Raw genomic sequence first — 26356 nt, 5'->3', positions numbered from 1 at the left:
AAAGCCCGCCATCATAGGCGGACCCCATGGTTCGGACGGGTTATCCCGTTCGGCGGCCCGGCACGAGCCGGCGTACCGACCGAAGCGCCGCGCTGTTCCGGCGCGAGCTCGGGATGACGCCGCTGCAATTCCGGAAGGAGAGGTAACGCCGGGCTTTCGCCTGCCGGGCTCTCTTCCGGCCCCGGTTCACCCCCTCATCCGGCTCGCTTCCGGCTCTCTTTTACCGGCTCGGTTCCGTAACGCCATGTAAAAAGGAGCGCCGACAGGCGCTCCTTTCCCCGAATCGGGCCGTCTTCCGCGAATCGCGGCAACGCGCGACCGCTTATTTCCACAGCTCCATCCGTTTGTTGTAGTTGTCGGTATAGATCTTCTCGAGCTTCGAGACGCCCGCGGTCTCGAGCTCCTTCATCATCTTGTCGTACGTGGCGACGGCTTCCGTCTCCGACGCGGCCATGACCATGCGCGGGAAGTACTTCGACGTCGTCTCGTTGACCTTCTGCTGGATGATCGCCTCCGGCGTGCCGCCGCTCGGGCCGAGATTGTCGAACGGCGCCGTGTCGAACGACGTGTCCGCCAGGTTCTTGATCGCGAGCGCGGATACCGGATCGGTCTGATAGCGGCCGATCAAGTCGTACGGCGTGCCGTCGGAGCCCGGGCCGTTCTTGATCGTCCACGTCCATTTGCGGATGCCGGTCTGCTTGGAATAGCCGTCCCAGTCCTTCGCGAACCCTTCCAGCGTCTCCGGCCTCGGCACGTGCTTGCCGTCCTTCATGTCCCAGTCCTTGCCTTCGATGCCCCACATCATCAGGTACTGCCCTTCCTCGCTCGCGAGGAAGTCGAGGAATTGGATGGCCCGCACCGGATCCTTGTTGCTCTTCGAGATGCCGATGCCGTCCCAGCCGAGGGAGCTCTTCGGCCCGTACGTCGCCTTCGACGGCTCGACGCCCGGCGCCAGCACCTTGTACGGATAAAACTGCGCTTCGTCCTTCTTCGCCTGGTCCTTGGCGCCGTCCTTCAGAATCGTGTTCGGCTTGCCGAGGTTCCAGAAGGCGTCGGCCGTGGCGAAATAGCTGCCGCTCGCCAGCTTCTGCTCGTACTGCTGCGTCTTGTTGGTCGCCCATTCCGGATCGATCAAGCCTTGCGTGTACAGCGAATTCATGAATTTGATCATGTCGAGGTAGCGCGGATCCTTCACGTCCGTCTTCAGCTCGCCGCCGTCCTGGTAGTACGGCATGATGCCGAACATGCCCTTGAACGAGCCCGTGATCGCGCCCATGTTCTCGCCGTTGAACGTGATCGGCACCGTCGGCTTGCCATTCGTCGTCGGGTACTTCTCCTTGTACTTCTTCAGCAGATCGACGAATTCGTCGGACGAGAACGGCTCGCCGTTGTTCGTCTTGTCGCCGACGCCGAGCTCCTTCATGACGTCCATCCGCATCAGGAAGCCGAACACCGGATATTGCTCGAGGCCGTACCAGTTGGCGAGGTAGTAGTTCTTGCCGTCCGCGCTGCGCGTCTTCTTCAGCATGTCGCCGTACATCTCCTTGATGTGCGGGCCGTACTGGTCGATCAGGTCGTTCAGCGGGACGAGCGCGCCCGCCGCGATGTATTTCTCGAGGATGTCGCCGCGGCCGATGTCCATGATGTCCGGCAAATCGTTGCTCGCGAGCATCAGGTTCAGCTTCTCGGACGGATTGCCCGTCGGCTGCTGGATCTCGAGCATGACGTTCGTCTTCGCCGTGATCTCCTTCGCGACCGGGTTGTCGAACGAGTCGCCGACGTTCGCGTCGAAGAAGGTGAACGTCACCGGCTTATTGCCCGCCGGCGCGTTCCCGCCGTCCCCCCCGTTCGTGCCGGCCGCGTTGCCGGCCGCCGGCGCGTTCCCGCCGTCCGCGCCTTCGTTCGCGGCCGGCTTGTCGTTGCCGCCGCAGCCGGCGAGCATCGATGCCATCAGCACCATGGCGACCGTGAACCGAAACTGTCCTTTTTTCCACATGCCTCTCTTGTCCCCCTATGCCGAATTGGCGAATGTTGCGATGGCAGCGATTTCATATTCCCGCCCGGACCGGCCGGTTCCGTTGCGGACCGAACCGCTGACGCCTAGATTTATTGTAGACACGCGCTTCGCCGCGTTTCCATACCACTTTGCATTCAAACGTGCCGGAAAACGACTTACATCCCCGCTTCACCGCGTCATCGGCATGCGGATGTGGACCGACGTCCCGATGCCGAGCCGGCTGTAGACGCGCACGCCGTAGCGCTCCCCGAAGGCGAGCTGGATCCGCTTGTGCACGTTGTAGATGCCGTAGCCCGCGGACTGGTCCGGCTTGTCGCGCATGCGCTCCATCACGTCCCGCGGGATGCCCATGCCGTCGTCGATGACCGCCAGCACCAGATCGCCCCCGTCCGCCGTCAGCCTGATGACGATGCCGATGCCCTTCTCCTCGTCCCACATGGCGTGGTTGATGCAGTTCTCGAGGAACGGCTGCAGGATCAGCTTCGGCGTCGTGTAGTGCAGCAGCGACTCGTCGAGGACGAACCGGACGTCGAACAGTCCCTCGAACCGCACCTTCTGGATCGCGAGATAATGCTCGGTCAGGCGCAGCTCCTGCTCGATCGGGATGCTCTTCTTCCCCTTGCTGAGCGAGATGCGGTAGAAGCGCGCCAGGTCGTCCGCCATCCGGTGGCTCTGCCTCGTGTCGCCCGCGACGGCGAGCGCGGAGATCGACGCGAGGGTGTTGTACAGGAAATGCGGCGAGATTTGGGCCTGCAGGCTGTCCATCTCCGCCTCCTTCTGGGCGATCTCCTTCTTGTACACGTCGTTGATCAGCTCCTGGATCGTGACCGCCATCTTCTTCAGCGCGAACGAGAGCTGCCCGACTTCGTCCGTGCCCATCCGCCGCAGGTCGACGTCGAAATGCCCGCGCTCCACCTTGCGGATCTGCTGCAGCAGCGACTCGAAGCGCTTCGTCATGAGCTGGCTCGTGCCGTAGATCAGCACGACGGCGACGGCGATGCAGGCGAGCGAGATCAGGAGCATTCTCCGCGAGGCATCGGACGCCTGGTCGATCAGCTCGTCGTAGGGGAGGACGACGACCGTCCGCCAGCCGTTCGAGAGCCGCTTCTCCACGAGAATGGACGGCTCGCCGCCGATCTTCGCGTAGACCGGCCGCCCCGCGTTCAGCGCGTCCGCATGAGCGCCGCCGGGCAGAAGCTCCGCGACGTTCCGGTACGCCGGCTGCCGGACGCTCGACGTGATGACGTCGCCGTTCTCGTCCGCCACGTAGATCGTCTTGTTCTTGTTCTCCTTCTCGATCAGGGAATAGAGCTCCCAGTCGGAAATCTCCATCGTCAGGATGCCGTACGGATAGTTCAGGCTCAGGTAGTTCAGCGAACGCGCCAGCAAAATGACTTTTCCGTCGGCGGAATCGTTCTGGTAGAAGCTCGTCAGCCGGCCCTCCGCCTGGAACGAGCGGTCGCGGAGCGTCTGCGGCAGATCCTCCATGTGCTTGATGAAGAAGCCGTCCGAGTTCAGCGATTCGTTGTCCGAATAGATCGTGATCGCCTTCAGGTTCGGATTCATCGCCATGATCTTGTACAGCGACTTGTTGATGTAGTCGAACGCGTCGAGCACGTACACGTCGTTCTTCTTGTACGGGTTGACCAAATAATTGCGCAGCTCCGTGTCCAGGTAGATCAGCGTGGAGATTTGCGCGTAGAGGTCGAGCTTGTTCTCGATGTTGTTGTCGAGCTGCGCCATCGTGCCGCCGACGTTGTCGACGGCCTGGCGGACGAGCTGGTCCTTGATCGCGTGGTACGCGTACGCGACGAGGAAGGACACCGGGACGATCGTGACGAGCAGGAACACGAGGAACAGCTTGCTCCGGTACCGCCGGTTGACCAGCTTCGCGTAGAACGGCCGCAGCGGCCTATAGAAACTTTTTGCGATACGCATTGGGCGTGACTCCCTGCGTTTTGTAGAAGAACGAACAGAAGTAGGACGTGTTGTCGTACCCGACGCGCCGGGCGACGTCGTGGATCTTGAGCGATTTGTCCTTCAGCAGCTCGAGCGACTTGTTCAGCCGGATCCGCGTCAAATATTCGTGCACGGTGCAGCCCTTCTTCTCCTTGAAAAGCACGCGCAGGTAGTTCGGGGACAGGAACACCCGGCCCGCCAGGTCGTCGATCGTGAGCGACGCGCCGTACTCGTCCTCGATGATCCCGGCGACCTGCTGCACGAGCTGCAAATGCCGGTCCGGCTGCCGGCCCGCGAGCGCGTCGCCGATGGCGCCGGCGAGCGCCAGCAGCAGCTCCCGGAGCTCCCCGAGCGTCTCCGCGCGCTCCGCCGCCCGCGCCCAGTCGGCGGGCTCGCCGGCCTCGGCGGCGACGGGTTCCCCGTACTTCGCCCGTTCGGCGGCGATCGCGCCGAGCAGCGCCCGCGCGCCCGCCAGCACGCGCGCCTTGGTCGCGCGGAGGCGGACCATCAGCTCGAAGAAACGGCCGATCGCCTCGGCGGTGCCCGCCCGGTCCGCCAGATCGAGCTTGCCGGGCAGGGCGTCGCCGTCCCCTTCGCCGAGGCCGAGCTCGAGCCGCGCGGGCAGGCTCGCGAACCGCGTCACGCGGCCGGGCCCGTCGAAGAAGCGCTCCTCGGCCGCTTCCCGCGCTTGCGCCAGCAGCGCGCCGCCTTCGCGCAGCGTCGCCGGCCCGCCGCCGACCCCGACGGTCGCCGTCCAGCCGAACGCGTCCCGGACCGCCTCCGCCGCCTCCGCCCAGAAGCCGCCGGCCTCCGCGTCCGCCGCCGCGCCCGCGCCGCCTTCGGCGGGCAGCGCGACCAGCCACTCGTGCCCGCTTAAGCGGATCGCGCTTCCGTCCGGCCGGCGGGCGTCCAACAGCTCGCGGAGCAGGCTCCCCGTGCGGGGCACCTCCCGGGCCCGTTCGGGGTCCGCCGCCAGCAGCGCCTCGTAGCCGTCGACGGCGATTAAAGCGGTTACATACGTCCGCTCCGCAAAGCCGGGATCCAGCGCGATCAGCTCGCGCCAGGCATGCTCCCGCGCGGGACCGTCCCGATCCGCGAACAGGCGCGCCATGTGGCTCTCGGCCAGGACGTCCCGCGAGCGCCGGAGCAGCTTCGCCTTCTCGGCCTCGGCCTTCGCCTTGGCCATGACCGCGGCCAGCTCGGTCCGGTCGATCGGCTTCAGCAGGTAGCCGACCGCGCCCGATTCCAGCGCGGACTTCACGTACGCGAACTCGTCGTGCCCGCTCAGGAACACGACCTTGATCCACTCGCAATGTTCCTGGATCAGCGCGGCCAGCTGCAGGCCGTCCATGAACGGCATGCGCACGTCGGTCAGCACGACGTCCGGCCGCAGCGCCCGGATCTGCTCCCACGCCTTCCGGCCGTTCCGCGCCCCGCCCAGGACCTTGATGCCCATGGCCGTCCAATCGATATGGTTCATCATCAGATTCAGCTCGATGGCTTCGTCTTCCACCAGAAATACCGTCAGCATGCGCGAACCCCCGTTTCCTCGAAGTGCAGCCCTAATTATACTACTTGGCCCGATCCGCGAAGAAGGCCAAAAAGACCGATTGCGGCATGTAAGACGTTTTCCCGCACGATTCTTCACATTGTTGTATTGCTGGCCGAAATCGCGGGCCCGTATAATTTGGCCAATATGACCGAAAGAGGTGCGCTCCATGGAAACGGCGGCTACGACGATTCGCGCCAACGAAAAACGGGCCAAACGGCCCTTCCGGCAGCGGCTGCTGGAGCAGCGCTACCTGCTGCTGATGCTGCTCCCCGCGTTCATCTGGGCGGCGCTGTTCGCCTATTTGCCGATGGCCGGGCTGTACATGGCCTTCATCAACTATCAGCCGATGCTCGGCAGCTTCTGGACCAACCTGTTCCACGGCGAATTCGTCGGCTTCAAGTGGTTCGACTATTTCTTCAGCAACGGCGACTTCCTGATCATCATGCGCAACACGCTGGCTTCGACGCTGCTCTCCCTGGTCGTGTCTTTCCCCGTGCCGATCCTGATCGCGATCGCGGTGAACGAGATCAAGGGCGCCGTTTTCAAGAAGACGGTGCAGACCGTCTCGTACCTGCCGCACTTCATCTCCTGGGTCATCGCGGCGAACATCATCGTCACCGTGCTGTCGTCGGACGGCATCGTGAACAACGTGCTGAAGTGGCTGCACCTGACGCATGACAGCATCCTGTTCCTGCAGGAGGGCAAGTATTTCTGGTGGATCGTCGCGATCGGCAACACGTGGAAGGAGATGGGCTACAACTCGATCATTTATCTGGCCGCGATCTCCTCGATCAACCTCGATCTGTACGAAGCCGCCAAGGTCGACGGCGCCGGGCGGTTCAAGCAGATCGTGTACGTCACGCTGCCGCATCTGAAGCCGACGATCGTCATCCTGCTCATCTTCTCGCTCGGCGGCGTGCTGAACGCGGGCTTCGACCAGCACTTCCTGCTCGGCAACGGGCTGAACCAGGATTATTCCGACGTGCTTTCGACCTATTCGTTCCGGTACGGCTTGCAAAATTCCATGTTCTCCTACGCGAGCGCCGTCGGGCTGTTCAACTCCGTCGTCGCGTTCATCATCATCGTCATCGTCAATTCCGCGTCCAAGAAGATCAACAACCAATCGCTGTTCTAAGGAGGGAGCGCACCATGCCCGGAAAAAGCACGCTGGCGGATAAATCGTTCGACGTTCTGATGTACGCGTTCCTGTGCCTCGTCTTCGTCGTCACCTTCTATCCGTTCTGGAACATTCTCGTCGTCTCGCTGAACGACGCCACCGACGCCGTGCGCGGCGGACTCTACCTCTGGCCGCGGGAGTTCACGCTCGAGAGCTACCGGTCGATCCTGCGCAATTCGGAGCTGATCGGCTCGGTGAAGGTCACCGTCCTGCGGACCGTCGTCGGCACGCCGCTGTCCGTGCTCGCCATCGCCTTGATGGCATACGCGCTCAGCAAGCGCGAGCTGATCGCGTGGCGGTTCTTCACGCTCTTCTTCATCTTCACGATGTACTTCGGCGGCGGCCTCATCCCGACGTACATGATCATCAAGTCGCTGCAGCTGATCGATTCGTTCTGGGTGTTCGTCTTCCCGGGGCTGATCGGCGTCTTCCTCATGATTCTCGTGCGGACGTACATCGAACAGCTGCCGCCGGAGCTGGAGGAATCGGCCAAAATCGACGGGGCGAACGACCTGCAGATCTTCGCGAGCGTCGTCCTGCCGCTCTGCGTGCCGGTGCTCGCGACCATCGCGCTGTTCATCGGCATCGGGCACTGGAACTCGTGGTACGATTCGTACATCTACACGTACAAGCCGGAGCTGAAGACGCTGCAGGCCGTGCTGGTCAAGATCCTGAACCAGTACCAGACGGGCGCCATGGTGTCCGAGGCGGAAGCGCTGGCCAAGTCGTCGAAGCGCATCCCGGTGTCCGGCGAGAGCATCCGGATGGCCGTCACGATGGTGTCGACGGTGCCGATCATGCTCGTGTATCCGTTCATCCAACGCTTCTTCGTGAAGGGGATCATGATGGGCGCGATCAAGAGCTGAGGCGGGGGTTGGCGGGCGGGCTGCAGCCTAGCGGCATGCACCCGGCCCCGAAAGACGACCATAATAGCCTCCGAAACCGCAGCCGCGGAGTCGGGGGCTTTTTCATGCAGCGGCAGGCGCAGCGACAACCCGCTATCCCCCTCGGACACGCGTTCCGTTATTTCGCCCCATTCAGGCATTTCTTTAATTTGGCGGCCACCCACCGCCAATAGACAAACGATGATGCCTTCGACTCCGTGACAGCGAACTGCGAGTGACTGCAAGCGCGGAAATGCAGGAATCTTTTTCCTTAGGGCGCGACAGCTCGAGGCGATGCTTCACCCGCCCCCTGCAGGCCGGCCGATCTAATCAGGCGCGTCACCCGGCCAAGCCCGCAGGGCAACGGCCGGCGCTTCGCGCGATACGCGTATATTTGGTTGCTTTTAGGCAAAAACGGGTATGAGAGGATGCGGACGATCACCATCGGACGAACATCCACCGAATCGAATGGGAGGACTGACCCCGGTATGACCACAACTAGCGGTAAAGGACTCATGGACGGCAAAGTGGCCGTCATTACGGGCGCGGGCTCCGGCATCGGCCGGGCGGCGGCGCTCCGGCTGGCGGAGGAGGGCGCGCGGATCGCGCTCGTGGACGTGAAGGAGGAACGCGTCGCGGACGTCAAGCGGCGGATCGAGGAAGCCGGCGGCGAGGCGATCGCCATCGAGGCGGACATCTCGCAGGCCGAGGATATCGAGAGCGCGATCCGGGAAGCGGCGAACCGCTGGGACCGGCTCGACGCCGTCTTCGCCAACGCGGGCATCAACGGGACGCTGGCGCCGATCGAGACGTTGACGCCGGAGGACTGGAGCACGACGCTCGACATCAACCTCAAGGGCACCTTCCTGACGGTCAAATACGCCGTGCCGTTCCTGAAGCAAAACGGCGGCAGCATCGTCATCACGAGCTCCATCAACGGCAACCGGGTGTTCTCCAACTTCGGCATGAGCGCCTACAGCACGTCGAAGGCGGGACAAGTGGCGTTCATGCAAATGGCCGCGCTGGAGCTGGCCCAGTACGGCATCCGGGTCAACGCGATCTGCCCCGGCGCCATCCGGACGCACATCGGCCAAAACACGCATCCGACGCCGGAGTTGGACGAGATCAAAATCCCGGTCGAGTTTCCCGAGGGCGACCAGCCGCTCGAAAACGCGCCCGGGCGGGCGTCCCAGGTCGGGGACCTCGTCCTGTTCCTCGCCTCCGACGCGTCGAGCCATATCACGGGCACGCCGATCTACATCGACGGCGCGGAGTCGCTGCTTCGCGGCTAGCCGCGCGCTCGGGCTTGCGCTCGCCGGCGCCTCGCGCGAATCGCGTCGCGAGCGCAAAGCCCGCGCTCGGACGGGCGCTCGCCGGCGCCGTGCCAGAAAAGCGCCGCGAGCGCAAGAGCGGTGCAAAGTCCCCGGGGGCCGCGGTTCCGCCGAAGCCGGCTCGCGGCTCGCGAACGAAACCGGCCGGCCCCGCTGCTCGCGGCAAGGGAGTCGGCCGGTTTCGCCTGTTTGCGGCAGCCGTTCGCTTGCGGCAGCGTGCGTTTGCGGCAGCCGTTGGCATCCGGCGGCGTGCGTTGGCAACAGCCATTCGTCGGCAGCCGCGAACGCGAAGCGTTCACCCGGTATTCCTCCGCTGCCGCAAGCACGCTCCGTTCGCTTCGCTCCCCCGATCGCTTCGCAAGCTGCCTGTCCCATCCCTTGCTTTGACTTCCCGAAAACGGATGCCGTATAGTGGGTTCAGGGGGGACGAACGATGAAGACCACGGAAACGAAACGGCTGCAAAAGGGAAAGGCGACCAAGAAGCGGATCTTCGCCGTCGCGAAGGAGCTCATCTTGGCCAAGGGCTACAACCACGTGACGGTCGACGAAATTTGCGAGCGGTGCGGCCTCTCCAAGGGCGCCTTCTATATTCACTACAAGTCGAAAGAGGACATCGTCCGCAAGCTGTACCGCGACGATATGTCCGAATACATGGACGAGCACTTCGCGGCTTACGCGCAAGCGCATCCGGACGCTTCGCCGATCGACAAGCTGAGGACGTACCTCGCCCTCGCGTTCGGTTTTCCGGCCGTCGTCGGGGAAGAGCTCACGAAGCTGACCTTCGTCGTCTATCTGGCCGCCAAATCGCCGGAGGCGCCTTCGTTCTTCGCGAATTGCCTGGAGCCCGAGCTGCTGCACGGCATCGTGGACGACGGCATCGCAAGCTCCCTGTTCCGGGAAGAGCTGTCGCGGGACGACATCGTGAACAACCTGTACATCTTCATCACGGGCGCGACGATGACGTGGTGCCTGTCGGATGCCGCATACGACCTGGCCGCCGCGAGCGTGAAATCGGCGGACGTGCTTCTGCGCGGGCTTCAGCGGACTCCCGGCTGAACGGCAAAACCAAACAACCTCCGGCAGGCCGCGATCGGCAAACCGGAGGTTGTTTGGTTTCGGAACGCTATGTATCCGCGAAGCGCGAACCGCGCCTTCGTCGCGCAAACCGCGCGAATGACCGCAAGGCCGGAGCCGCGCCTAGCGCGACGTCTGCTTCCGTTCCGGCTCGATGCCGTACCGCTTCAACACCCGCTTCACGGCGTCGAACTGGATCGGCTTCGCCAGGAAATCCGCCATGCCCGCCTCCAGGCAGCGCTCCCGGTCGCTCGGCAGCACGTTCGCCGTCATCGCCACCACGACCGGCGCCTGCCCGGCCGGCGCGGAAGCGAGCACGCGCCGCGTCGCTTCGAGCCCATCCATGACGGGCATGCGCATATCCATCAGAATGAGGTCGTACGCCCGCCGGCCGGCCCGTTCGACGGCCTCGCTCCCGTTGCTCGCGACGTCGGCGGCGATGCCGAGCTTATGCAGGAGCGTGAGCGTCAGCTTCTGGTTGATCTCGTTGTCGTCGGCGACGAGCACGGCAGCGGCGGCGCCGCCGCGCAGGTCCGCCCGCGCGTCGGCGAGGCCGGCTTCCCCGAAGCCGGACGGCGCCTGGCTCGACGCGGCGGCATCCTCCTCCGCCGCGGCGAAGCTGCCGCGCGGGGGCGACGCCGGCCGGTCCCCGCCCGTCGAGTCGGCCGCGGCCTCTCCGTGCGGCGTCAGCCACGTCGTCATCGGGACGATGAACCGGAACGTCGTGCCCTCGCCCACGACGGACGACACGCCGATGGTGCCGCCCATCAGCTCGACGAGGTTCTTGCAGATGGCGAGGCCGAGGCCCGTGCCTTCGTACTGCCGCGCGAGCGACGTGTCGACCTGCGAGAACGGCTGGAACAGCAGCGGCAGCTTATCCGCCGGAATGCCGACGCCGGTGTCCGTCACGACGAATTCGATCCGCGCCGTCTGTCCGGCCATGCCGAGCAGACGCGAGGAGACGGAGATGCTCCCTTCCGGCGTGAATTTGAAGGCGTTGCCGATCAGGTTCACGAGCACCTGGCGCAGCTTGATCTCGTCGCCCACCAGCAGCTCCGGCAGCGCCGGGTCCGCCTCGTACGACAGCGACAAGCGGCTCTGCATCGATTTGGCCGTGAAGATGTCGAACGTCTCGGCGATGAGCAGCGGCAGCTTGAACGGCAGCTGCTCCACCTCGAGCTTGCCGGACTCGATCTTCGCGTAATCGAGGATGTCGTTGATGACCGACAGGAGCGCTTCGCCGCTCTTGCGGATGATCTCGCCGTATTCCCGCTGCGATTCGTCGAGCTCCGTGTCGAGCAGCAGCCCGGTCATGCCGAGCACCCCGTTCATCGGCGTGCGGATCTCGTGGCTCACCATCGCGAGGAAATTCGTCTTCGCGCGGGCCGCGACCTCCGCCGTCTCCTTGGCGGCCATCAGCTCGCGCTCGAACCGTCTCCGTTCGGTCATGTCGCTGACCGTGCAGGCATAGATCCGCTCCTCGTCGATGGTCGCCATGCCGATCTGGATCTCCGCCGGGAACCGGCTGCCGTCCTTGCGCACCGGGTGCAGCTGCATCCGCTCGCCCGCCGGCGCGCCGAAGCCCGCCGCGTCCGATTCGTCCGATGCTCCGCCGGCCGTGCAACCCGCCTCCCCGGCTGCGGCCGCAGCCGCCCCTTCCATCCCGCCGAGCCGGTACGCGCCGCCTTCGAAGCAGGGGATGAGCATCGTGACGGGATGGCCGAGCACTTCGTCCTCGCGGTAGCCGAACATCGCGGCGACCGCCGGGTTGACCGTCAGGATGACGCCGTTCTCGTCGAAGGTCATCATCGTGTCCGTGCTCGTCTCCTGAATGGCGCGGGTCAGCGCCTGCGTCTTCGTCAACTGGTACGTCGTCTGCATCAGCTCGAGGTTGCCCCGCTCCAGCTCGGCCGTCTGCCGCTGGAGCAGCTCCGCCTGCAGCTGCAGCGTCTTGCTGCCGACGTAGAGCCGCACGAAGCCTTCGATCTTGGCGCGCAAGATCTGCGGCACGAACGGCTTCAGCATATAGTCGATCGCGCCGGCCTCGTAGCCGGTGAAGAAGTGCTCCGCATCCTTGCTCGTCGCCGAGATGAAGATGATCGGCGTCTCCTGCGTCTTTTTCCGCGACTTGATCAGCCGCGCCGTCTCGAAACCGTCCATTTCCGGCATCTGCACGTCGAGCAAAATGACCGCGAATTCGTCCTTGAGCAGACAGCGCAAGGCTTCCGCGCCGGAGAGGCATTTGACCAGGTTGCAGTTCAGGTCCCCCAGCACCGCCTCCAGCGCCAGCAGATTATCCGGATGGTCGTCCACCAGCAGGATGTTGACCGGTCCATCGTAAGCGATCATCATTGCGTCTTCACCTTCCCCTTGCCATGGTACGGCAACGGCTTCGGCGGGTCTCCCAAGCCCTCGCTCCCGCGGCATCCGCGGAAAGCCCGAAGCGTCGTCGGCCGTCCCTCCTACGATTTGATTTTGCGGTACAGGCGGCTGTGCGCGTCCAGCTCCTCGTACGCGTCGGCATGCCGCGTGAAGTTGATCGATTCCTTGGTGCCCAGCGCCAGGATGCCGAAGGTGCTCAGGCTCTCGAAAAGCAGGGCGTGCACGTGGTTCTGCAGCTCCTTGTTGAAATAGATCATGACGTTGCGGCAAAAGATCACGTTGAACTCGTTGAACGAGCGGTCCGTTACCAGATTATGCTGGGCGAAGACGATATTGCTCTTCAGCTCGCTCTTGAACAGCACGGAGTCGTACTTCGCCGTATAGTAGTTGCTGAACGATTCCTTGCCGCCCGCCTCGATGTAATTGCGCGTGAACGTCTGCATGCGCTCCAGCGGGAACACGCCCTCGCGCGCCGTCTCGAGCACGCGCTCGTTCATGTCCGTCGCGTAGATCCGCGTCTTGTCGTACAGTCCCTCTTCCTTCAGCAGGATGGCCATGGAGTAGACTTCCTCGCCCGTGGAGCAGCCCGCGTGCCAGATCCGGATGAACGGATACGTGCGCAGCAGCGGCACGACCGATTGCCGGAACGCCCGGAACGCCTCCGGGTCGCGGAACATCTCGGTCACGTGGATCGTCAGGTCGGTCAGCAGCCGGTTCATGACCGCCCGGTCGTGCAGCACCCGCTCCGTCAGCGCCGTAATCGTCGGCAGCCGCTCCGCGTTCACCCGGTGCCAAATGCGCCGGCGGATGGAGGAGAACGCGTAATTGCGGAAATCGTAGCCGTAGAGCTGGAACAGGCCTTCCAGCAGCAGCGCGATTTCGATCTGCTCCCGCTCGCCGGCTTTGTTAGGATCTTCTTCTCGCAGCATGTCGTCGTCTCTCACCGTTTCGTTATTGATATAACCACACCCTCATCAAGGACAGCAGCTGGTCGATGTTGACCGGCTTCGCGATGTAATCGGACGCTCCGGCCTCGATGCATTTGTCCCGGTCTTCCTTCATGGCTTTCGCCGTGATCGCGATGATCGGCAGCCGCTCGAACGCCGCCGTCGCGCGGATATGCCGCATCGTCTCGTAGCCGTCCATCTCCGGCATCATCATGTCCATGAGCACGAGCTGCACTTCCGGGTGCTGCTCCAGCAGCTCGAGCGCTTCGCGGCCGTTCTCGGCGAAATGAATGTCCATCTTGTAGCCTTCCAGCGCGCTCGAGAGCGCGAACACGTTGCGAATGTCGTCGTCGACGATCAGGATCGATTTTCCTTCGAAAATCGTCTCCACGCTGTGCAGTTTACGCAGCACGCTGCGCTTCGCCTCCGGCAGGTCCGCCACGACGCGGTGCAGGAACAGGGTCGTCTCGTCCAGCAGCCGCTCCGGCGACTTGACGTCCTTGATAATGATCGTCTCGGCGTATTTCTTCAGCTGAATCTCTTCCTTCTTGTCCAGATCCCGGCCGGTATAGATGATGATCGGCAGCTCCCGCAGCTTCTCGCTGCTCCGAATGCGGTCGAGCAGCTCGAAGCCGGAGATATCCGGCAGGCCGAGGTCGAGCACCATGCAGTCGTAGTGCCGGTCCTCGAGCTCGCGCATCGCCTCGCGGCCCGACGACACCGCCTTTACGACGACGTCCTCGTCGCCGACCAGCTCGATGATGCCCGTCCGCTGGGCGGCGTCGTCCTCCACGACGAGCACGTATTTCAGGTCGCGGTCGAGGAACGATTCGATCTGCTGGAACAGCCGGTCGAGCCGCTCCTTGTCCGCCGGCTTGCGCAGGTAGGCGATCGCGCCCATGGATAAGCCCTGCCGTACTTCCTCCATGACGGAGACGACGTGCACCGGAATATGGCGCGTATCCGCGTCGTGCTTCAGATGATGCAGGACGGACCAGCCGTCCATGACCGGCAGCATGATATCGAGCAGGATCGCGTCCGGCTTGAACGTCCGCGCGTCGTCGAGGCCGATGTCGCCCTGCATGGCGACGATGCCCTTGAACCCGCGGGACCGCGCGATGTCGAGCAGCACGCGGGCGAACGGCCCGTCGTCCTCGATGATGAGCACGGTGCGGTCCTCCGGGCCGATGGCGCCGCGGTCGTCCTCGATCGGCGACGGGGCCGGCACGCGCGCGGCATCCGCGCGGTTCGGCGGCGGCGCGAAGCCCGGCGCCGCCTCCGCGAGGACGGCGCCGATGGCGTGCCGCCCCGGCTCGGCCAGCATCGCCGCTTCCACGGCCTGCTCGCCGAGCTTGGCGTCTTCGCCGGCTTCCGGCGCGCTCGCGGCCACGTAATACTCCGGCAGGTACAGCGTGAACGTGCTGCCGCGTCCCTCTTCGCTGGCCAGCTCGATGGTGCCGCCGAGCAGCCCCGCCAAGTCGCGGCTGATGGCCAGGCCGAGGCCGGTGCCGCCGTAGATGCGGCTGGTCGTGCCGTCGACCTGCTGGAACGCTTCGAACACCAGCTGCTGCTTCTCCGCGGGAATGCCGATGCCGGTATCGTGCACCTCGAAGGCGAGCATCCGGCCCTGTTCGGCCCGGACCGGCGTTTCGTCCGGCCGCGCGCAGCGGATCGCCAGGACGACCTCGCCCCGATGCGTGAATTTGAACGCGTTCGACAGCAGGTTCTTCAGCACCTGCTTCATGCGGTGGCCGTCGGAATACAAGCCCTCCGGGACGTCCGGCGCCACCTTCACGTCGAAGGAGAGCCCTTTTTGCTGGCTCAGCGGGCCGAAGCTCCGCCGCATCGTCTGCTCCAGCTCGGCGATCGTCACGTGTTCGGTGACGAGGCTCATTTTGCCCGCGCCGATCTTGGACAAATCCAGAATCTCGTCGATCAGCTTGAGCAGGTCGCTGCCGGACGAATGGATCGTCGAGGCGAACTCGATCTGCTTGCCGTTCAAATTCCCTTCCTTATTATCCACCAGCATCTGGGAAAGAATCAGCAGGCTGTTCAGCGGCGTCCGCAGCTCATGCGACATGTTCGCGAGAAACTCGGACTTGTACTTGGACGACAGCGCCAGCTGCACGGTCTGCCGCTCCAGCGCCGTCTTCGTCCGTTCGATCTGTTCGTTCTTCCGCTCCGTCTCGCGCATCTCGGCTTCCAGCAGATGCGTCTTCTGCAGCAGCTGCTCGTTCGTCTGCTCCAGCTCCTCCTGCTGGCTCTGCAGCAGCTCCTCCGATCTCTTCAGCGAACGGGTCTGCTCCTCCAGCTGATCGTTGGAGCGGCGCAGCTCTTCCTGCTGCGACACGAGCTCTTCCGACTGCACCTGCAGCTCTTCGCTCAGCGCTTGCGACTCCCGCAGGAGCTCCTCGATCTGCAGCCGGCCGAACAGCGTATTGAGCACGCTGCCGAGTCCTTCCGCCAGCTCCGCCAGCAGCTCGCGCCGCCGGCCGGCGATCGGCTGCAGCGACGCCAGCTCGATGACGGCGAGCTGCCGGTCCCGGTAGCCGACCGGCAGGAGCAGCAGCGAGCGCGGCTGCGTCTCGCCCGAACCGGAACGGACCCGGACGTAGTCGGCCGGCAGCTCGGCCAGCTCGAGCGGCTGCCCGCCGCGGGCGCATTGCCCGACGAGTCCTTCGCCCATCCGGAACTGCCGCTCGAAGGCGGCTTCGTCCTGCGGCGCGTAAGCGCCCTGCAGCCGGAACCGGCTGTCCTCGCCGTAGCCGTCGCGAACGTACAGCCCGCCGTATGCCGCGCCGACGAGCGGCACGAGCCGGTCCATGAACGCCGTCGCCAGCTGGCGAAGCTCCACGGCGCCCTGCAGCTCCACGGTCGTCGCGGCGAGATTGGACTTCACCCACGCCTCGTCCTCCATCTGCTTGTTGTAGCGCTGCTCGGCCTCCGTCTTGCGCTCCAAATCGTCCGCGAGCGAGAAGAACGCCTTGGCCACGGTGCCGAATTCATCTCCGGTCTCCGCGCGGCGGCGCAGGGCGGGATCGCTGATGCCCCGGGCATAGGCGCCGATCATGGCCGTCAGCCGGTTCAGACTTCGCGTCAAGCCGGCGATGTTCCAAAGCATCGTGCCGATGCCGATCAGCATGCCGGCCACCATCGTCGTCACCATGACCGCCCGCGTGTTCTCGTTCGCGGCTCTAGCCGATGCGACGGCGTCGTCGGCGGCCCGGCGGTGAAAGGCGGTCAAGTCGTCGATCAGGTTGACCGTATTCTCCTGGCTGGCGACGCCTTCCTTCTCCCGCAGGGCGACCGCATCGGCGCCGTGTCCTGCCGCGATCAACCGCTTCGCCTCGTCCGTATATTGAAGATAGGCGGTCAGGCTGCGCTCGAGTTCGCTAAGCGACGCTTGTTCCGCTTCGGCATCGGACAGCTGCTTTAACTGCCCGAAGTAGCCCAAGGCGTTCTTCGGCTCGTCGGTCAGCAGGGCGTCGTTCTTGGCCAGATTGTCCGCCGTCGGCACGGTCAGGACGTTCGTGATGCCCCGCGCCACCTTGTTGATCGAGCCCCGCAGGTCGTACGCCAGCATCAGCTTCTGGTACCGGTTGCCGTACACCTCGTCCAGCTTGCCGCCCAGCATCGACACGTTGTTCAAGCAGACGATCGAAATAAACATCAGCACCAGCATCATGACGATAAAGCTGATCATTAATTTTGTCTTTGTCTTCATCCGCGATAACCCACCCGAATTTCCCCTTTGTCGTCATGTCGGCTCCGGCTCGTGCCGGCAGCCCGCTATCTCCACGCGCGAACAGGCCGCGCGTCCCGGAGGACGGCGACCTCGCCGCAACGATTCGGATCGTTGGTCGATTGCCTTGCGATTCGATGCTTAGTGGATGTTGGTAATAACGAGTACACGACCGCGATCAAGCTCCTCTTCGTAGCGTTCCGCTTCCATGTCGGACAAGCCGATCGACGTCAGCTTCGAGCGAATTTCGTCGCCCCTCGATTTGAACACATTCGCCATCGCGGTGAACATGCCCTCTTCCTTCATGCCGATTTCGTTCGCGTCCGCCGCGTCGGACAACGATTTCGTTTGGCTGCTGTCGTGCGCCAGCACGTAAATGTTTTCCTGCCTGTATCCACGCCGGTTCAGCTCCTGTACGGTATGCAGCGCATCCATGGCCGTCGGTACGATTTGAACGCTCGGTTTCATCGGTTGCATCGTGAATCCCTCCGCTTTTCAAATGGATTTGCCAGGTGAGGCTAGTCTGGATTTACCCCCGGGCGGCCGCCTTGAAACAAGCACCGGGACGAATTCGCCCGGCCGCGGGACGTTCGGCCTACCGTTCGGGACGTTGCGCGGGAGCAGGCGATTCACCCGGTTTCCCGCCCGTGTATACGTGTATAGGAACGCGGAAAGGCGCCCATGCCGGCGAAGCCCGGTTTCGCTGGTTTCGCCGGTGTCACCTCTTACTTCCCCTCTATTTCGAATATTCGACAAGCAAAAGGAGTTGGCGCACATGTTTCAGGAATGTTTCCACCACTCGCCGCGGAGCAATTGGGCGTATGCCTACGACATGGACACGATCCATCTGCGGGTGCAGACGAAGCGCGACGACGTGGACGAGGTGACGGTCATCGCGGGCGACAAATACGACTGGGCGAGCATCAATGAGGAGCTGCCGATGCTGAAAATCGCGTCCGACCGCTTCTATGACTATTGGGAGGCGGCGGTCAAGCCGAAGTACAAGCGGTTCTCGTATATTTTCCGGATGCGGCAGGGCGAGGAGACGGTCTATCTGTCGGAGGACGGCACCTGCGGAGAGCAGCCGTTCCCGGTGAACGGGTATTACGAGTTTCCGTATATTCACGAAATCGACCTGTTCACGGCGCCGGAGTGGGCGAAGTCGGCGGTGTTCTATCAGATCATGCCCGACCGGTTCGCGGACGGCGACCCGTCGATCGACCCGGAGGGGAAAGCGGAATGGGGCGGCCAGCCGACCAACGAGACGCATTTCGGCGGCGATCTCCAAGGGATTCTGGACCATCTCGACCACTTGGCCGACCTCGGCGTGACGGCCGTCTACCTGACCCCGATCTTCCAATCCCCTTCCAACCATAAATACGATACCGTCGATTACATGAAGATCGACGAGCATTTCGGCGACAAGGCGGTGCTGAAGCAGCTCGTCCATGCATGCCACGAGCGCGGCATCCGGGTCGTGCTGGACGCCGTCTTCAACCATACGAGCGAGCAGTTCCCGCCCTTCCAGGACGTGCTGAAGCACGGCGAGCATTCGAAGTACGCGGACTGGTTCCACGTGCGGAGCTTCCCCGCGGAGGTGAAGGACGGCATCGCCACGTACGATACGTTCGGCTTCTTCGGCCAGATGCCGAAGCTGAACACGGCGAACCCGAAGACGAAGAAATACTTGCTCGACGTCGCCGAATACTGGATTCGCGAAACGGACATCGACGGCTGGCGGCTCGACGTGGCCAACGAGGTCGACCACCATTTCTGGCGCGCCTTCCGGCAGGTCGTCAAGACGGCGAAGCCGGACGCGTACATCGTCGGCGAAGTGTGGAACGACTCGCGTCCATGGCTGCAAGGCGACCAGTTCGATTCCGTCATGAACTATCCGTTCGCGGACCGGGTGCTCGGGTTCTTCACCGGCGAAGGCGTCGACGGCCGGACGTTCGCGGAGGGCATGAACACCCTGCTCATGCGCTATTCGCAGGGGACGAACGAGGTGATCTTCAACCTGCTGTCGAGCCACGACACGCCGCGGGTGCTGACGCGCGCGGGCGGCAACAAGCTGAAGCTGAAGCTCTCGGTCGTGTTTCTGCTCACGTACATCGGCACGCCGTGCATCTTCTACGGCGACGAGATCGGGCTGCAGGGCGGCGGCGATCCCGACTGCCGGGCATGCATGATCTGGGACGAAGAACGGCAGGACCGGGAGCTGTACGACTTCTACAAGCTGCTCATCGGGCTGCGCAAGTCCCATCCGGCGCTGCGGAGCGGTCGTTTCCGCTTCCTGAAGGCGGACGAGGGAGACGCGCGCATCGTCTACGAACGGCTGGGCGAGGACGAGCATTTCACGGTCTGGATGAATCCGACCGGCGAGCGGACCGTGCTGGAGCACGCGATGGAGACGAACGACTGGCACGACGCGCTCACCGGGGACCATGCGCCGGCCAAGGACGGCATGCAGCGGGTGGAGCTGGATCCGTTCGGGTACCGGATTTTGGTGCGGAAGCTGTAGCGGGTCGGGGCGGCGGACGACGGGGCGGCGGTTGCGTGAGCGGAGTTACCCTTCCTGCGTGCGGATTCGAAAGCATGTACCGTACTGGGTACCGTTCTTGGCCGCGAAATCGCGAATTCGACCGAATGTACCGTACTGGGTACCGCTCTTGGCCGCGAAATCTAAAGAAAAAGCCGTCAATATTATTGGCGGCTTTTTCTTTGGAGTTGGAACGATTGTTTATCATTTGGTTTGGATCATATCAGATCTGAAAATTCCTAAGAATTTGCCAGTAGTTAATCCGTTATCCGTGTAATTGCACTTCGTAATCCGTAACGATTTTCCCGTCATGTTGAATCATTTGACCGTTGTGGTTTTCCGCGTCAAGCGCGAGTTTCGCGATGAACTCGCCTGCTTCTTCAGCTGATTTGATGTAGCCATCCAACGCGCCAGCGGTATGTCCGTTGAGATCCGTTGCCACACCGCCAGGCATGATGCCAAAAATCTGTTTGCTGCTGCCCGTATTTTTGAACTCAAGCGCGTAATTCATCGCCATCACATTTTGTGCGGCCTTACTGGTCTGATAAGCGAGCGGATGCCAGTAATTAGTCGGCTGAATCGGTATCGTGATGTTCACGATTTTTCCGTTTGCAGCGAGTTTAGGCAGGAAACTTCTAATCATCTCGTGCGTCCCGAGGAAATTGACTTCCAGTGTCTCGCGGAGGTCGTCGGTCGTGTAGTCAAACGCTGTTTTCTTCGTGTCAAGGTCGGGACGATCAGCCTTGTGACTGTCAGGAATTCCCGCATTATTGATAAGCAGATCAAGCTGATCGATTTCTTTTGCAGCGTTGTGAATCGTGTCAAAATTGTTCAAATCAATTTTGACAAAGCTTGCTGTAATACCTTGTGCTGACAGCTTTTTCACCGCTTCTTGGCCATGGCTTTCGCTGCGTGCGCCAACCAAAATTCCAACGCCTGATTTTCCGAGAGCTTCCGCGATAGCAAAGCCGATGCCTTTATTTGCACCTGTGATGAGTGCTTTCATACATTGATTTCCCCTTTATCAAGTTATAATTAATAAATTTTATAACTGCTTGATGGATACTATCATAGCTTTAGGAGTTATATTTGTCAACAATTATAACTTGTGATAAAATCAAAGCATGAATACCAAGGAAAAAATTTTAGAAAAAGCGCAGGAACTGCTGTTGGAAAAAGGCTACGGAAACGTGAGTTTGACGGATATCGCAGCAGCCGTAAATATCTCTCAACCCGCACTGTACAAGCATTTCAAGAATAAAGCAGATCTCTGGGAATTGCTCGCTTTTAACTGGCTTGATGCTATGCTGGCTGACCTGTTCCCGTACAAAGTTGACCCGAAAAAGTCGCGATCCGAGACGATTCACGACTGGTTTTGGACGCTCGCGAGCGCTAAACACGCCGCTTACAAGGCTGAACCTGTCATGTTCAAACTCTATGCAGAGTATTTAAGCACGAAGCCCGAGCTCGTTGAAAGACACATGAACGACCTGATTGACAGCCTCGGGGCCGTTTCCGGTATGACGGACCGCCAAGAAAAACGGTGTTTGATTGGCTTGTTTTCGCGTTTTCATCACCCCATGTTCGCCGACTTTTGGGATGAGCACACGCAAGACGATTTTGAGCGGACTTGGAAATTTGTTGAACCTTATTTTAATACAAAAACCATCTTATAATTTCGTAAGATGGTTTTTAATTTCCGCGAACACTTATTCTTTCATGTTAAGACAGCGTTCCCCATTACTTTATTTTCACTGATCACTTGCAGCGAAAATCACGAGCTCAGCCGCATGTACGGTATCGGATGCCGTTCTGCTGCGAAAAATCGCGCGTTCGGCCGCATGTACCGTACTGGGTACCGTTCTTGGCCGCGGCACGCCTCTTCCTCGCCCCGACCCCGTCTCAACAACGGGCGGAAAAGCCGCCCGCTCGCAAAAAAGCCGGGACGCATGATCGCGTCCCGGCTTTTTCGATGACTATGGCTTGCTGCTTCGGCGTTTACGCGTCCTGCGCACCGCCGCCGCTGCCCGCGGATGCCGCCTCGATGTCGCCGAGGGCCCAGAAGCCGCTCGGCACGTCGCTCCACGAGGACCGCGCCGCGTTCAGCGGTTGAATGCCGAGCGCGCGGTTGAGCACGACGACCGCTTCGGCACGCGTCAGCGTGCGGTCCGGCCGGAAGCTGCCGTCCTCGTAGCCTTGCAGGAAGCCCGCGCCTTGCGCCGTGCGGATCGCTTGCTCCGCCCAGCTGCCGGCCGTGTCCGTGAAGCCCGGGCCCGGCTTGGCCGCGCTGCCCGACAGACGGACGGCGATTGCCGCCATTTCCGCCCGGCTGACCGGCTGGTCCGGCTTGAAGCTGCCGTCGGCGTAGCCGCTCATCAGGCCGGCCGCCGTCGCTTTCGCGATGGCCGCGGCCGCCCAATGGCCCGGCTTCACGTCCTGGTACGCCTTGCCGGCCGTTCCGCCGGCACTCGGCGCGACGCGCGACAGAATCGTCGCCAGCTCGGCGCGCGTGAGCGTGTTGCCCGGTTTGAACAGATGCCCGTCGAAGCCTTGGATATACGGCTGCTTGGCGCCTGCCGCGCCTGTCAATTTCAGCGGCGCGAACGTGCTGAACTTCGTCGTCGCGAACCGGACGCCCGGTTTGCCGCCGAAGGACGCCGCCTCGCCCGGCTTGAACTCCTTCGTGCCGTCGCTGTGCTCGATGTAGACGCCGAGCGTGCCCGGCGCGCCGTTCGCGTCCGCGCCCTGCAGCGGCAGCACGAGCATCACCTCGCCTTGCGGCAGGTTGGTCGCGATGTCGACCGGACGGCCGGCAAGCTCCGCCGCGCCGCCGTTCGCCCCGACCGCGACGACCGCGGATGCTTTGGCGCGGCCTTCGATTCGCGCGCCCTGCTCCGCCGATTTGACCGGCGTCAAGTCAATATACAGATTGCCGCCCGCTTGCTTCAGCAGCGCGTTCGGAATATGCAGCTTGACGTTCGCCGCGTCGATATCGAGATCGAGGCCGCTTTCGGCCAGCTGCTTGACCGCGTCCGCCGCCAGCTTGACGCTGGCCAGCGCGGCGGCATCGGTCGCGTCCGGAACGGACAGCGTGACCGCGCTTTGACCGGCCGCCTTCTGGATCAGGGCGCGGGCGTTATCGCCCGTCAGCGCCAGCTCATCCTTCACGCTACCGTCCGGCTGCGTCGCGCGCACGACCTGCGGCGCGGACGGAACCGTGGCCACAATGCCGCCGCCCGAGCCAACCGGCGGAGAAACGGTGCCCGCGGAAACGTTGAATTTCAGCGCGTCCGCCAGCATCAGCTCGCCCGACTTCTTGACGACGCGGATCGTATGCGCGCCGTCCGCCAAAGCGTCGGAACGGAAGAGACTCGTCTGCGCGGTCCGGTCCGCCGAGTGGGCGCTTACCGTCGCCTTCAGCTCGCCGTCGATAGAGATCTCCATGTCGCCCTGCTTCGGGCTCGTCGGAGCCAGCAGCTCGACGCCGGTTCCTTGGAAGGCGTACTGGTAGGCGCTGCCGTCCTCGGTCGCGGCATGGATATCGTCCGCGTAATCGCCTTTCAGGCGGAACGTCAGCTTCGTCGTGCCCGCCGGCTGCGCGTCCAGGTACGCTTTCGCGATCGTGACCTTCCGGCCGTCGATCGTGTAATCCGATCCTTCCGCCAGCTCCGCGGCGCCGTTCCAGATGCCGCTCAGGCTGTCCGCGCTGAACATCAGGTTGACGCTGACGCCGTCCGCCGCGCCTTTCTCGTAATCGGCCGACGAAATGTCGATCAAGTCGGGCAGCTGGACCCGCAGCGCGTCGAGCAGCATGAATTTACCCGTCTTCTTGACGGCCTTCAGCGTGTGGAAGCCGTTGGTCAGCCCCGTCGCGGAGAAAACCGTGACTTGAGGCTTGTTATGCGCGTCCGCGCCGTAGGTGCTGACCGTGCCTTGGCTCACGCCGTCGATGAAGATCTCGACGTCGCCTTGGCCCTGATCCACTTCCGTGATGTAGTCGATGCCCGTGCCCTGGAACGTATACGTGAAGAAGGCGCCTTCGCCCTCGGTCCACTGCACGTCGTCCTTGTAATCGCCCAGGTTGCGGCCGCCGCTGCCGCTCCAGCCCCCGGTGTAGCGGATCGACGGGTCGTTGTTGTTGATCATCGCGTAGCGGCCCGGGGAAGCCGAGTTGCTGACGGAGACGACGAGCGTGCGCGGCGTGCTCTGCGCGAACTCGAACGTCAGGCTCGTATCGCCGACCGGCTGCGCGGCCAGGTACGCTTTCAGGATGCGCACGGTCGAGCCGTCGACCGCGTAATCCTCGCCCGCGGTCAGCGTATCCGCGCCGTTCTTGACGGCCGTCAGGCTGTTGCCGTCCGGAAGCGCGAGGGTCACGTCGATGTCGCGCTGCGCCGTCGGCCGTTTATCGAACTGCGCCGCCGTCGGGCTGATCGACGTGCCGCTCACCGCGATGGACAGGCTCTGCGCGTCGCCGCCGGCGAACGAGAACGTCAGCTGCGCCTGCTGGCCGGAAGGCTGCTGCGCGAGATACGCCGCTTTGATCGTCGCCGTATTGCCGCTTGCCGTATAATCGGTTCCCGCTTGCAGCGCCGTCCCGCCTTGCTTGATGCCGCTCAGGGAGCCGGCGCCGAACGGCAGCGGAACGGCGATGTCCGCGGGAACGTCCTTGTTGAAGCTAGCCGACGACGGCGCGCCGAGCAGCGTGTCCGCCGTCGCCTTGAGCGCGTCGAACAGGAAGTAATGCTCGCCGCCGTCGTTGCGGACGACGCGCAGGGTATGCGGTCCTTGTGCCAACCCGGTCAACGTGTACACCGGCGCCTGGCCCGCTTGGACGGCGTCCTGGGTATCGACGGTGTCTTTCAGCTCGCCGTCGACGTAAACGTCCAGCTTGCCGCTGCTGGAGCTTTTCTCGGCCCAGACTTCGATGCCCGTGCCGTTGAATTCGTACGACATCTCCGGCTGCGTGCCGCCATTCGGCTCGCCGTAATGAACGTCGCCCTGGTAGTCGTTGAACGGCCGGTTATTGCTGTAGCCCCACTGGTTCTTGTACTGAATGGCCGGATCGTTATCGTTGATCATGACCGTATGGGAAGCCGCGGCTTCCGTCGCCGCAGGCGCGCCGCCGTCCGGGCTGCCGTTCGCGCCGTCGCCCGTTCCGGCCGGTCCGTCAGCCGCGGTCACGACGGGATCCGTCACGATGACGGACAAGTCCTGCGCGTCCCGCACCAGCTCGTTTCCGCCGTTGCGCGTCCACGCGCCTTCGTATTTCATGCCGGTATCGTCGTCATTCACGATCGAGGAACCGCTTTGCGCCGTCACTTTGAACAGCCGGGAAGCGTGCGGCTCGAGGTAGACCGGCTGGATGCCCGCGTCGGAGCTGCCCAGCTCCTGATGGCTCCACAGATCGCGGATCGACGCCGAACCGTTCAAGCCGATGTCGCTCCAGTTCACGCCGACCTTGGCGCCTTTGCTGCCGAGGTTGAACAGCGCGACCGTGTACGTGCCGTCGCCGTTGTTGGCGTACCATGCCTGCTGGTCCGAAGCCGTGGACACCGGATGAATCGGATGGCCGGCCTGGTTGACGGCGATGACCTCGTCGTTGGTCAGGAGCGAAAGGCCGTAATCGTCCAGGTTCGCGATGTCGTCGCCTATGTACAGCTGCGCCGACGAGGCGGCCCACAGCGTCATGGCCGTTTGCCGTTCGTCCTTCGTCAGGCCGGACGTGGCGCCGTTGCCGATATCGAGCGAGTCGAAATCGTTCCAGCCGCCCGGGCCCGCGTCGCGCCACCACAGCTCCGCGTCGGGGAAGAGGCGGGCGACGTTGCTCCACTGCGTCATGCCGACGGCCGGATTATAGGATTCCACGTCCCAATCGACGCGCCAGCCGTTCGCGTATTTCTTCCAGAAATCCACGTAGTTATGGTCGAGCGCCCACGAAATCTCGAACCAAATGCGGTGCCTGCTCAGTGCCTCGGACCACGCTTTGACATCGTCGCGCGCATCGATCGACGTGTCGTTATGGCCGGAGCCCGGCGTCACGCTGTCGAACTTGACGAAATCCACGCCCCACGACGCGATTTCGTCCGCGACGGAATCGACGTACTTCTGCGCGCACGGATTGCTGAAATCGATCTTGTAGCCGAGGTTCCAGTAATCCGCGGTCGTGTACGGTTTGACGGCGATATCGCCGATCGTGCAGCCGGGCGCGTTATAAATGGGCAAATTCTCTTCCACGGCCGTCGGCGATATGCCCGGAATCATGTAGATCCCGATCTTCTGCCCGTTATTGTGCACGTAGTTGGCGAGGTTCTCAAAGCCGCCGGGATAAAGCGTCGTGCTCGGCACGGGACGTCCGTATTCGTCCATGCTGCCGTTCCAGCCGGCGTCGATATTGATATAGTTGTAGCCGTGCGACTGCAGCTTCTCGTGCATCGCGTCGGACATTTGCTTGATTTTCGCTTCGGACGTCCAATTGCCGGACGGTCCGTCGTAGACCTGCAAGCTGTAGCTGCTCCAGCCCATGTACGGCTTTTGCGCGAGGCCGTTGTCGGCGGCTTCCGCCACGTTCGCCCGCGGCCCGGTCCACCCGAACTGCGCGACGATGACGGCCGCCAGCAGAAAACCGATCCACGGTTTTCGCAGACGCATTGCATAAAGATTCAATGTACGCATCCCCTTATGAATAAGATCGTGCAAACGCTGGTACGACTGGATGCAGGGTCTCCGCAGGGACGGTAACGGCCGTCCG

15 protein-coding genes are annotated in these 26356 nt (G+C 62.9%); 6 read left to right on the top strand and 9 right to left on the bottom strand.

The window, feature by feature from the left end; all coding sequences use genetic code 11:
• Positions 1-322 precede the first annotated feature (322 nt).
• From BMZ79_RS31280 to BMZ79_RS31270, 3 genes are all read right to left on the bottom strand, one after another.
• Entirely contained in the window at positions 323-1996 is a 1674-nt protein-coding gene (locus BMZ79_RS31280) for an ABC transporter substrate-binding protein (protein WP_090648499.1), read from the bottom strand.
• 189 nt (positions 1997-2185) lie between these two features.
• The gene (locus BMZ79_RS31275; RefSeq protein WP_090648496.1) at positions 2186-3955 is read right to left on the bottom strand and encodes a sensor histidine kinase; all 1770 of its coding nucleotides are present in this window, start codon (positions 3953-3955) and stop codon (positions 2186-2188) included.
• A complete protein-coding gene (locus tag BMZ79_RS31270) occupies positions 3930-5507 on the bottom strand; it encodes a response regulator (protein WP_177222449.1) in 1578 nt (525 codons plus the stop codon). Before BMZ79_RS31270 ends, BMZ79_RS31275 begins: the two co-directional genes overlap by 26 nt.
• Before the next feature lie 187 nt (positions 5508-5694).
• Here BMZ79_RS31270 and BMZ79_RS31265 point away from each other — a divergent pair, with 187 nt between their 5' ends.
• The 4 genes from BMZ79_RS31265 (at position 5695) to BMZ79_RS31245 (ending at position 9977) form a co-directional block, all read left to right on the top strand.
• Positions 5695-6663, top strand: coding sequence for an ABC transporter permease (locus BMZ79_RS31265; RefSeq protein WP_090648491.1), 969 nt, complete (start codon positions 5695-5697; stop codon positions 6661-6663).
• 14 nt (positions 6664-6677) lie between these two features.
• The gene (locus BMZ79_RS31260; protein WP_090648490.1) at positions 6678-7571 is read left to right on the top strand and encodes a carbohydrate ABC transporter permease; all 894 of its coding nucleotides are present in this window, start codon (positions 6678-6680) and stop codon (positions 7569-7571) included.
• 506 nt (positions 7572-8077) lie between these two features.
• Complete coding sequence (locus BMZ79_RS31255; protein ID WP_090648487.1) at positions 8078-8881, top strand: SDR family oxidoreductase; 804 nt, start codon at positions 8078-8080, stop codon at positions 8879-8881.
• 472 nt (positions 8882-9353) lie between these two features.
• On the top strand, positions 9354-9977 hold the full coding sequence (locus BMZ79_RS31245) for a TetR/AcrR family transcriptional regulator (protein WP_090648482.1): 624 nt from the start codon (positions 9354-9356) through the stop codon (positions 9975-9977).
• A 141-nt stretch (positions 9978-10118) separates the two neighbouring features.
• Here the strand turns inward: BMZ79_RS31245 and BMZ79_RS31240 are convergent, their stop codons facing one another.
• From BMZ79_RS31240 to BMZ79_RS31225, 4 genes are all read right to left on the bottom strand, one after another.
• Positions 10119-12341 (bottom strand): response regulator, encoded by a 2223-nt coding sequence (locus BMZ79_RS31240; protein WP_371263829.1) that lies wholly within the window; start codon positions 12339-12341, stop codon positions 10119-10121.
• 116 nt (positions 12342-12457) lie between these two features.
• A complete protein-coding gene (locus BMZ79_RS31235) occupies positions 12458-13306 on the bottom strand; it encodes a CheR family methyltransferase (protein WP_090648481.1) in 849 nt (282 codons plus the stop codon).
• A gap of 22 nt (positions 13307-13328) precedes the next feature.
• Entirely contained in the window at positions 13329-17048 is a 3720-nt protein-coding gene (locus BMZ79_RS31230; protein WP_090648479.1) for a response regulator, read from the bottom strand.
• Between the two features lie 159 nt (positions 17049-17207).
• Positions 17208-17543: a YflT domain-containing protein gene (locus BMZ79_RS31225; RefSeq protein WP_240546135.1), complete on the bottom strand. Its 336-nt coding sequence runs from the start codon at positions 17541-17543 to the stop codon at positions 17208-17210.
• Between the two features lie 298 nt (positions 17544-17841).
• Between BMZ79_RS31225 and BMZ79_RS31220 the strand changes: the two genes are divergently transcribed.
• A complete protein-coding gene (locus tag BMZ79_RS31220; protein WP_090648476.1) occupies positions 17842-19587 on the top strand; it encodes an alpha-glycosidase in 1746 nt (581 codons plus the stop codon).
• 283 nt (positions 19588-19870) lie between these two features.
• Here the strand turns inward: BMZ79_RS31220 and BMZ79_RS31215 are convergent, their stop codons facing one another.
• Positions 19871-20611, bottom strand: a complete 741-nt coding sequence (locus BMZ79_RS31215; RefSeq protein WP_090648473.1) for an SDR family NAD(P)-dependent oxidoreductase — start codon at positions 20609-20611, stop codon at positions 19871-19873.
• Between the two features lie 118 nt (positions 20612-20729).
• Between BMZ79_RS31215 and BMZ79_RS31210 the strand changes: the two genes are divergently transcribed.
• Positions 20730-21281, top strand: a complete 552-nt coding sequence (locus BMZ79_RS31210; RefSeq protein WP_090648470.1) for a TetR/AcrR family transcriptional regulator — start codon at positions 20730-20732, stop codon at positions 21279-21281.
• A gap of 322 nt (positions 21282-21603) precedes the next feature.
• Here BMZ79_RS31210 and BMZ79_RS31205 read toward each other — a convergent pair whose 3' ends face one another.
• Complete coding sequence (locus BMZ79_RS31205) at positions 21604-26256, bottom strand: X2-like carbohydrate binding domain-containing protein (RefSeq protein ID WP_256253271.1); 4653 nt, start codon at positions 26254-26256, stop codon at positions 21604-21606.
• Between the last annotated feature and the right edge of the window lie 100 nt (positions 26257-26356).

Source organism: Paenibacillus sp. UNC496MF, from assembly GCF_900113915.1.
Lineage (GTDB): Bacteria > Bacillota > Bacilli > Paenibacillales > Paenibacillaceae > Paenibacillus_Z > Paenibacillus_Z artemisiicola.
The sequence above is the reverse complement of the archived record's forward strand: the minus strand, read 5'-3'. Positions and strand labels throughout refer to the sequence as shown.

What these genes read in the sequence shown, in the direction of transcription:
- BMZ79_RS31280 (WP_090648499.1), bottom strand. Translation starts at nt 1,996, where the DNA reads ATGTGGAAAAAAGGACAGTTTCGGTTCACGGTCGCCATGGTGCTGATG.
- BMZ79_RS31275 (WP_090648496.1), bottom strand. Translation starts at nt 3,955, where the DNA reads ATGCGTATCGCAAAAAGTTTCTATAGGCCGCTGCGGCCGTTCTACGCG.
- BMZ79_RS31270 (WP_177222449.1), bottom strand. Translation starts at nt 5,507, where the DNA reads ATGCTGACGGTATTTCTGGTGGAAGACGAAGCCATCGAGCTGAATCTG.
- BMZ79_RS31265 (WP_090648491.1), top strand. Translation starts at nt 5,695, where the DNA reads ATGGAAACGGCGGCTACGACGATTCGCGCCAACGAAAAACGGGCCAAA.
- BMZ79_RS31260 (WP_090648490.1), top strand. Translation starts at nt 6,678, where the DNA reads ATGCCCGGAAAAAGCACGCTGGCGGATAAATCGTTCGACGTTCTGATG.
- BMZ79_RS31255 (WP_090648487.1), top strand. Translation starts at nt 8,078, where the DNA reads ATGACCACAACTAGCGGTAAAGGACTCATGGACGGCAAAGTGGCCGTC.
- BMZ79_RS31245 (WP_090648482.1), top strand. Translation starts at nt 9,354, where the DNA reads ATGAAGACCACGGAAACGAAACGGCTGCAAAAGGGAAAGGCGACCAAG.
- BMZ79_RS31235 (WP_090648481.1), bottom strand. Translation starts at nt 13,306, where the DNA reads ATGCTGCGAGAAGAAGATCCTAACAAAGCCGGCGAGCGGGAGCAGATC.
- BMZ79_RS31230 (WP_090648479.1), bottom strand. Translation starts at nt 17,048, where the DNA reads ATGAAGACAAAGACAAAATTAATGATCAGCTTTATCGTCATGATGCTG.
- BMZ79_RS31225 (WP_240546135.1), bottom strand. Translation starts at nt 17,543, where the DNA reads ATGCAACCGATGAAACCGAGCGTTCAAATCGTACCGACGGCCATGGAT.
- BMZ79_RS31220 (WP_090648476.1), top strand. Translation starts at nt 17,842, where the DNA reads ATGTTTCAGGAATGTTTCCACCACTCGCCGCGGAGCAATTGGGCGTAT.
- BMZ79_RS31215 (WP_090648473.1), bottom strand. Translation starts at nt 20,611, where the DNA reads ATGAAAGCACTCATCACAGGTGCAAATAAAGGCATCGGCTTTGCTATC.
- BMZ79_RS31210 (WP_090648470.1), top strand. Translation starts at nt 20,730, where the DNA reads ATGAATACCAAGGAAAAAATTTTAGAAAAAGCGCAGGAACTGCTGTTG.
- BMZ79_RS31205 (WP_256253271.1), bottom strand. Translation starts at nt 26,256, where the DNA reads ATGCGTCTGCGAAAACCGTGGATCGGTTTTCTGCTGGCGGCCGTCATC.